The organism is Vibrio sp. 9-16B-A1, from assembly GCF_056726165.1.
On the sequence record NZ_JBSDZD010000022.1, the window covers coordinates 35156 to 43153 of the forward strand.

Sequence of the window (7998 nt, forward strand, 5' to 3'; positions counted from 1 at the left end):
AACAAACAATGAAAAAAGCAGTAGTAGTATTCAGTGGTGGTCAGGACTCCACTACCTGTCTGGTTCAGGCGGTGAAAGAGTTTGATGAAGTTCATGCCATTACGTTCGATTATGGTCAGCGTCATAAACTGGAAGTTGAAGTAGCACAGTCACTGGCAAAAGAGCTGGGTATTGCCGCGCACAAGGTGATGGATGTCAGCCTGCTGAACGAGCTGGCGATCAGTTCCCTGACCCGTGATGATATTCCGGTATCCCATGAGCTGCAGGAAAATGGCCTGCCTAACTCGTTTGTTCCTGGCCGCAATATTTTGTTTCTGACTCTGGCGGGTATCTATGCGTACCAGATCGGCGCACAGACCGTGATCACCGGTGTGTGTGAGACGGACTTCTCGGGTTACCCGGACTGCCGTGATGAGTTTGTTCAGGCGATGAACAGGGCGCTGGTAAGTGGCATGGACCGCGAACTTGAAATCCGTACTCCGCTGATGTGGCTGAACAAGGCTGAAACCTGGGCTCTGGCTGATCAGTATCAGGCGCTGGATCTGGTACGTGAACGTACTCTGACCTGTTACAACGGCGTGATTGGAGATGGTTGTGGTGATTGCCCGGCCTGCGATCTGCGCAGCGCCGGTCTGAACGATTATCTGGAAAACAAAGATGTTGTTATGCAGTCACTGCTCTCGAAGCAGAGTAAGGCATAACATCAACCGGGTCGCGATAGGCATCCACAATGCAGTCGCGGCCATTCATTTTGGCCTGATACAGTGCCTGATCAAGGATCGAGTAAAGCACGTCAAAGTCATGCAGTCCTTCCTGAGTTGAGAGGAATGCAAAGCTCGCAGTCACTGATACGCTCAGGTTGTCTTCTGATAAAAAGCTGGTACTTGAAATCGCGTGGCGAAGGGCTTCTACCCGTTTTGTCACATCTTCTTCCTTCACGTTGGTCATAAAGACCAGGAACTCTTCCCCTCCCAGTCGTCCTATAAACTCGCCGTTTTCCAGGTTGATGTTGACAGTTTCCGTTACGTGTTTGAGCGCCAGGTCGCCGGTCGGATGGCCAAAGCTGTCGTTAATTTGCTTGAACTTATCCAGATCAAACAGAGCCAGTACATGATGCGTACCGGGTTCTACCGGTTCTTTTTGGGTGCGTATTTGTTTCAGGGTGCCAATCCGGCTCAGCGTATTGGTCAGGGAGTCATGTTCTGCCAGGCGGGTGCTGCGGCGATGGAACAGATAGGTGATAAACAGCAGCAGGCTGAGTGCAATGACGCCCAACTGATACAGGGTGCTGGACTGACTCAGTGCACTGATTTGGGCAGTCTTGATCTGGTTGTCTTTGACTAACTCGGATTTTTCCAGCTCTTCCTGCAGGCGGGTCCGGTTCAGATCCAGTGCCTCGTAGGCGTTGCGGTTCTCGGTATGGTGTTTATCCATTTCGAGTTGGTGATAATGCTTGTAATGTTTCAGCGCCAGCTCTGGGTGGTTGGTTTGTTCGTATAAGTGAGACAGGATCAGGCTGGCGGCAGACGCCTGGTTGGACAGACCTTCGGCGGTGGCGCTGTTCAGGGCCTGTTCTGCGTATTCAATGGCGACCGGATATACTTCGTTGGCCTGGTACGTTTTACTCAGACTGAGCGAAATATCGACCTGCATGGTACGGTTTTCCATCTGGCTGGCCAGTTCCATAGCGCGATGAAGGTACGCATTGCTCAGACTTGGATTGTTTAGCTCAGTGTAGAGACGTCCCAGCCCGATATAGACCTGGGCCTTGCCATAGTCGTATTTTGTGTCTTTCAGCAGGGAGAGGGCTTTATCGTAGTGTTCTTCTGCCAGTCTCAGTGCATCCATGTCCAGATAGAGGGCCGCAAGGCTGTGATGAACCTGAGCCAGCAGCATACCTGGGGCATTAGCGGAAACACGGCTTGCCAGTGCAAGGTTGAGATATTTCTCTGCCTGGTCATACTCGCTCATGTCTACCAAAAGGTTACCGATATCGTTGTAGAGCCCGCTCTTGTCTTCGTTAACGCTGCTCAGGCTGATGGCGAGCTGATACTCGTCGAGCGCCTGCTTGTAGTTTCCCAGAAACGCGTGGTTCATGGCGGACAGGCGGTAAACATCCTGCAGTGGGATAAATGATTCAGGCAGCTCTTTGAGATGGGCGATTGCGGTGCTGCAGTAAAACTTGGCGCTTTGATGCTCACCCATACGGCTAAGTACGAAACACAACCGGTATTCAAACAGTGCCCGGGCCTGATAGTCACTGGTGCTTTTGCTGTATGTGAGAAGCTCTTTCAGGCGGGTAAGCGATGCGTGAAAATCGCCGTCCTTTTCATCATTAAGTGCGGTGATAAGGCTTGCCTGTGTTTTCTCGTACGGCGTTGGGTTAGCCGTGATATCCGCGTAATAGGGCTGGCCGCGTAACAGGAAAAAACGATGGATCCGGGTTGCCAGATAGAGTTTTTCTGCAGAGTCCGGCAATGCCAGGTAGCGTTGTTCGAGCATGTCCAGAGCTTTTTGAGGATGACTGGCCAGTTGCTCGTGGTAGCGCTCGGACCATGTCTGACGATCGAAAGCAAAGCTGGTCTGGCATGCCAGCGTTAATAACAGGGAAGCTGCGATCTTCAGTTTCATATTATGCTCTGGATTGAATATATTGAAAGCTATTGTAGCCAACGCAGTTTTTGGTATCTGGGCTTATGTCACTATTTTGACTCAGATTTAATTTCGGCGAGAAATTAAATCCGGAAATAGTGAAGTGGTTCGGATTCTGATGTAATTACGCAGAAAAAAAATATGAAAAAAGCAGCGGGTTCCCGCTGCTTAATTTGATTTCAGATGAATTACAGGTAAAGTTTCGCCAGATCTTTAGGTTCGATTTCTTTACCTTCCAGCTGCGCATTCCAGTTGGTGCCAACCAGAACGCCGTCTTCATCAAGCGTGATCAGCCAGTCTTCAACGAAAATATCCAGTGGAATTTCAAGAACTTCGAAATCTGCCCACTCTTCTACATTGTGGATTTTTGCATCTTCTTTTGAAGACCAGAACGGCATTACTTCACTTTCTTCAAACTCAGTTGAATCACATGCCAGCCAGCCATCTTCATTTTTCAGGCCCCAAACCAGTTGAGTTTCTTTAGTTTGCTCTACAAACAGTTCCAGATTTGCCTGGATGTCGGCGGTTAGTTTGGTCATTTTTATATCCCATCAGATTTAACGCGGCCAGCATACCATTTTCAGTCACTTGCAGCTAAGGCTTATTTCTTGATTGTAGTAAATATGGTCCACTCTTTTTCTACTTCGCCTTTCAAACCGACGACAGTTGCAGTGACTCTGCGGTTAAGTGCATGACTGATTTGGCTGTCACCCTCATCAACCACGACCGTATCGCCAAAACCGACCGTGCGTATACGGGTATGACTGACCCCATTTCTGATCAGTGCTTTGCGCACGGCTTCTGCCCTTTGACGGGAAAGAGCAAGATTGTGTTTGTGAGTACCAGTCCGGCTGGCAAAGCCCTGTAGCTCGATTGAGGCTTCGGGGTATTCTGCCAGGAACTCAGCCATGGTGCGGATCTGGGCACTGAAAACCGGGGTTATCTCAGCTGAATCGTTGGCAAACAGTACTTTGAGCTGGTGTTTTTGTGTTGCCCTGAAATAGGTCTCGCAGCCATGGTTGTCAACCAGTGCGCCACGCGGGGTGTCCGGGCAGGTATCCCGTTCGTTGATCACCCCATCGTAGTCCTGATCGGCTAGGTCAGATACCTGTTGAGCCTGCGGGGTATCAATATAGTCGTACTCCTGTTCAGCCCACGCGCTGACAGATAACAGCAACAGTGTCAGAGATGTAATCAGGTACTTCATAATGGGCCCCTTAGTACTCGACTCTTCTTTTCCATTCGTCCGGAACATCGATCCGCAGTGCATCGAGCAGGTTGCCGGTTGCATTCATCACGCGGTATTTGGCAAATTGCTCGGCGTAATGCGCCTCAATATAGGCCTTACGTGCTTCAAACAGTTCGTTTTCGGTGTTGAGCAGGTCAAGCAGGGTGCGCTTACCGATACGGTACTGTTTTTCATACGCGATAACGGTTTCAGAGGCGGAATCCACATGGTCAGCCAGAAATTCTTTTTGCTGAAGGGTCAAATCCAGGGCATTCCATGCGAGCTGAAGGCCTTCTCGGACAGTTCGATAGCTGCGATCGCGCAGGTCTTTGGCTTTGTTTAACTGATAGGCTGCACGTTCTGAGTTTGCTTTATCACTGCCACCATTAAACAGGTTGTAACGAAGGCGTATCATGGCTGTGGTTTCGTCACTTTGCCCTTCAAGGCCGCCAGCGTCTTCGCGCCAGGTTTGACCCGCTTCCAAAGAGAGGGTTGGGTAATTTACGCCTTTGGTCTGGTCGTACTGGAAGCGGGCGGCATCAACATCTGTAATAGCGGTTTTAATTACGGGGTGTCTGTCATTAGCCTGTTTCAGCGCAAGTTCAAAAGTCAGCGGCAGGGCATCAATATCTGCGCGGGGGAATATAAGTCCCTGGGGCATCTGGCCGACTAAACGGGTGAACTGGGTGTGGGTATCGTATATGTTGTTTTGTGCGGCCAACAGGTTACCGTGCGCTTTAGCTATACGGGCTTCAACCTGAGAAACGTCCGCAGTTGAACCTATTCCTGATTCTGCACGCCGGCGAATGTCTTTATAGATCTTTTTATGGATAGCAAGGTTGCTCTCTGAAAGCGCGAGAATCTCTTCTGCCTTTACCGCTTCCAGGTATACACCGGCGACTTCCAGCGCTTTGTCCTGGGCGCTGGAGAGCAGCTGAAAGCGCATGGATTCAGCTTCCGCCGCTGTCCGGTCGATATTGTTTAACGTAGCAGAACCATCCCAGATGAGCTGTTTGAGAGTGATGGAAGCTTCTTTGCGGGTCATGTCGGAGCGCGTGTCACTGCCTGCGCGTTTGACGCCCTCGTAGCCGACACCGGCGTCAAGGTCAACGGAGGGGAGATACGCTCCGCTGGCTACGTCTCTGTCCTTGTAATAGCTCATGTAGTCATTGAATACACTCTTAATCTCTGGGTTAGTCGCGAGTGTAATCTCCACAGCCTGCTCCAGCGTCTGGCTGTTGACTGCAAAAGATGTGGCCAGTAAACAGCTTGCAGCGCACAAAGTTATTTTTCTCACAGCTCATCTCCGTTGAACGGTTCGTGTTGTTGGCAAAATTGTAGCTCATACCGTTTCTCACTTGTGAGAAAGTATAGGCATTATGAATGGTTGTGTCAGCTTGGTGTCGGCTTTTTATGTACTTATAATGGGTTAACTTCAGAAAGACGATGAGCTGATAAACAAAGTTTATTTCTCTCTTTTGGAGAATATGCTCCACTCTTCAACCAGCTGCCCCTGGTGGCCTACAACGGTGGCAATTACTTTTCTTTCAAGGGCCTGACTGACCAGATCGGCGTTTTGGTCACCAACATGGGTATCACCATATCCAATCGTATCGATACGGTGGTTCTCTACACCAAAGTTGAGCAGGGTCAGCCGAACACTGCGGGCCCGCTCGGCAGACAGCTCCAGGTTGTGGCTGGCATTACCGGTTTTGCTGGCAAAGCCCTGCAGTTCAATTCGCGTTTCAGGGTATTGCTCCAAAAAACGCGCCATCTTGCGGATCTGAGACATAAATGCAGCCGGCACCTGTGTGGAATTGTTGGCAAAAAGGACTTTAAGCTGTTTTTCCTGGTTATGTTGGTAATAGTTCTCACAGCCATCATTATCTACTTCTGCATGCCGTGGTGTACTGTCGCACAGATCCCGGGCATTAATTACGCCATCGTAATCGTCATCCATCAGATCGTGGCTCTGCTGAGCTACAGGTACTGGGATGTACTCGTACTCGTCTGCAGTTACCAGAGGTGACGTGAAGATAAAGCAAGTCAATGTAGCCAACATTCCATGTTTCATTTATTAGTTCCTTTTTGTTTTGACGAGTGGCTCCTTTACTCCGTGGTGCCATTCTGTTTCGTTGTCGCATCAAGTATATGCGCCTTGGGTATTATTATAGTTGTTGCATTTTCTGGTTAAATGTTGCTCGTGTCGTGTCTCAATAATAAGAATGCTATCTATAATTTGCGATTTACTCATCGGGTGGGTAAATGCAGCGTGCCTGAAAACGTATACTGAGAGCGCTGAATATCAGTTTTATCCCTGTTTCAATCAACCGAAAGTACCAGTTATCAAGGCTTATTTCTCAATGGGTTGCACATACATCAGCTTAACCAAATACAGCGCTTATTGATATTTAAAGCAGTGAAATGAGACCTGGCTCAAGATGATGAAAACAGGCTGTTTGAAAGAGGGGCTCAGGCCGCCCGTTTTGTGGTCTTGGTTCCATTTTGGTGGTAATCTATAAGATTGCAAAATAACTAAATTTCTTATTATTTTTCCTGCTTTTAGCAGGAAACAATTAAGGCTCGATACTTGAGGTTCGCATGGATTCCGTTCTTACTCTGCTGAATGCTGCTGTTGCTGGCGTGGGACAAATTATTGTAATTGACGCTCAGGGTAACCTGAAAGTTGTACCTGAGGGGACACCACTTACACCTGGCGAAGTGATCGTCACAAACGATGGTGGTGAAGCACTATTTACTGACGCCCCCGTAACCCCTAAAGCTAGCCTGGTTGGTGATGACCAATCGCTGATCGATCTGAATCTTGATGATGAAATCAATCAGATTTTCGCGGCATTAGAAGAGGGACAGGATCCAACCCAAATCGATGACGAGTTCGCACCGGCTGCCGGTGAAACCGCAAGTGGCTCCAGCCTGACTACCTCCGGTGAAATCGAGCGCACCGGGGCAGAAGTGCTGGCGTCAACCTCATTTGAAACCACTGGTCTTGAAAGCCAGGGCCTTTCTGAAACACAAAGCCTTTCTTTACTGGATGCATTCCAGACCATTATTACTAATCAGGCCCCGGTTGGCGTTAGTGATGTTGCCGTAGTTGATGAAGACGGCAGCGTTACAATTGACGTGCTGGCTAATGATACAGACGCTGACGGTGACACCCTGACTATCGCGACCGCAACCGTTCCTGCAGAACAGGGCACGGTTGAAATTGTAGATGGCCAGTTAGTCTTTACCCCAGCAGAAAACTTCAATGGCGAAGCGACCATCACCTATACCGCTACAGATGGTACGGATACTACTGCCCCGGTAACTGTTACTGTCACTGTGAACCCTGTAAACGATGCGCCGGTAGCAAATGACGATACCGCGATCACCACAGATGAAGATACCCCATTCGAGAACATCAACGTACTGAGCAACGACACTGACGTTGATGGCGACACCCTTACAGTTACTAACGCAACAGCAGAAAACGGTACCGTAACCATCAATGAAGATGGCACCCTGAACTACACCCCAAATGAGAACTATAACGGTAGTGACACTATTACTTATACCGTGAGTGATGGTAAGGGGGGGACGGATACGGCTACAGTGGCTGTGACGGTTAATGCGGTGAATGATGCTCCGGTTGCTGAAGCTGATACTGCGGTGACCGATGAAGACACTGCCGTGACTATTGATGTGCTGGCCAATGACAGTGATGTGGATGGTGATACGCTGTCTATCAAGAGTGCAACTGTGCCAGCAGAGCAGGGGACGGTTGAGATTGTTGATGGGAAGTTGGTGTTTACACCGGCTGAGAATTTTAATGGTGAAGCTACTATTACTTATGTGGCTTATGATGGGGACAAAGATTCTGAGCCAACTTCGGTTGCAGTGTTAGTTAGTCCTGTTAACGATGGTGCGACCATCACCGCATCGGACAGTGAAGACACCACGGTCGTGGAAGCGGGTAAAGATGAGGCCGGCGACAGCGCGGCGGGCGGCAAGCTGACCGTAGCGGACGTGGATGCGGGCGAGAATGTGTTCACCGTGCCCGCGGATCTGGAAGGCAAGTACGGTACGTTCACGTTCCAGGAAGATGGCACCTGGACCTA

The 7998-nt window shown here is 49.5% G+C and carries 7 protein-coding genes; 2 read left to right on the plus strand and 5 right to left on the minus strand.

The genetic code is table 11. The annotated features are described in order from the left end of the window. Nucleotides 1-8: 8 nt before the first annotated feature. Complete coding sequence (queC, locus tag ACVB80_RS23215) at nucleotides 9-701, plus strand: 7-cyano-7-deazaguanine synthase QueC (RefSeq protein WP_481083663.1); 693 nt, start codon at nucleotides 9-11, stop codon at nucleotides 699-701. Here queC and ACVB80_RS23220 read toward each other — a convergent pair. The 5 genes from ACVB80_RS23220 to ACVB80_RS23240 all read right to left on the minus strand — a co-directional run bounded on the left by ACVB80_RS23220 (nucleotide 664) and on the right by ACVB80_RS23240 (nucleotide 5954). After that, nucleotides 664-2631 carry a diguanylate cyclase gene (locus tag ACVB80_RS23220; protein ID WP_481083664.1) on the minus strand — a complete coding sequence of 656 codons (1968 nt, stop codon included), beginning with the start codon at nucleotides 2629-2631 and terminating at the stop codon, nucleotides 664-666. The genes queC and ACVB80_RS23220 overlap by 38 nt on opposite strands. Nucleotides 2632-2840: 209 nt before the next feature. Next, on the minus strand, nucleotides 2841-3191 hold the full coding sequence (locus ACVB80_RS23225; RefSeq protein WP_481083665.1) for a DUF2750 domain-containing protein: 351 nt from the start codon (nucleotides 3189-3191) through the stop codon (nucleotides 2841-2843). 62 nt (nucleotides 3192-3253) lie between these two features. Further along, complete coding sequence (locus tag ACVB80_RS23230) at nucleotides 3254-3859, minus strand: OmpA family protein (protein WP_481083666.1); 606 nt, start codon at nucleotides 3857-3859, stop codon at nucleotides 3254-3256. 10 nt (nucleotides 3860-3869) lie between these two features. Next, nucleotides 3870-5168: a TolC family outer membrane protein gene (locus tag ACVB80_RS23235; protein ID WP_481083671.1), complete on the minus strand. Its 1299-nt coding sequence runs from the start codon at nucleotides 5166-5168 to the stop codon at nucleotides 3870-3872. A gap of 177 nt (nucleotides 5169-5345) precedes the next feature. Beyond that, on the minus strand, nucleotides 5346-5954 hold the full coding sequence (locus ACVB80_RS23240) for an OmpA family protein (protein WP_481083667.1): 609 nt from the start codon (nucleotides 5952-5954) through the stop codon (nucleotides 5346-5348). Nucleotides 5955-6481: 527 nt separating this feature from the next. Here ACVB80_RS23240 and ACVB80_RS23245 point away from each other — a divergent pair. Continuing rightward, nucleotides 6482-7998, plus strand: a 1517-nt coding sequence (locus ACVB80_RS23245) for a tandem-95 repeat protein (protein ID WP_481083668.1), incomplete at its 3' end; no start/stop codon positions are given.

Coding starts and splice junctions, on each gene's coding strand:
- queC (WP_481083663.1), top strand. CDS start 9: ATGAAAAAAGCAGTAGTAGTATTCAGTGGTGGTCAGGACTCCACTACC.
- ACVB80_RS23230 (WP_481083666.1), bottom strand. CDS start 3,859: ATGAAGTACCTGATTACATCTCTGACACTGTTGCTGTTATCTGTCAGC.
- ACVB80_RS23240 (WP_481083667.1), bottom strand. CDS start 5,954: ATGAAACATGGAATGTTGGCTACATTGACTTGCTTTATCTTCACGTCA.
- ACVB80_RS23225 (WP_481083665.1), bottom strand. CDS start 3,191: ATGACCAAACTAACCGCCGACATCCAGGCAAATCTGGAACTGTTTGTA.
- ACVB80_RS23220 (WP_481083664.1), bottom strand. CDS start 2,631: ATGAAACTGAAGATCGCAGCTTCCCTGTTATTAACGCTGGCATGCCAG.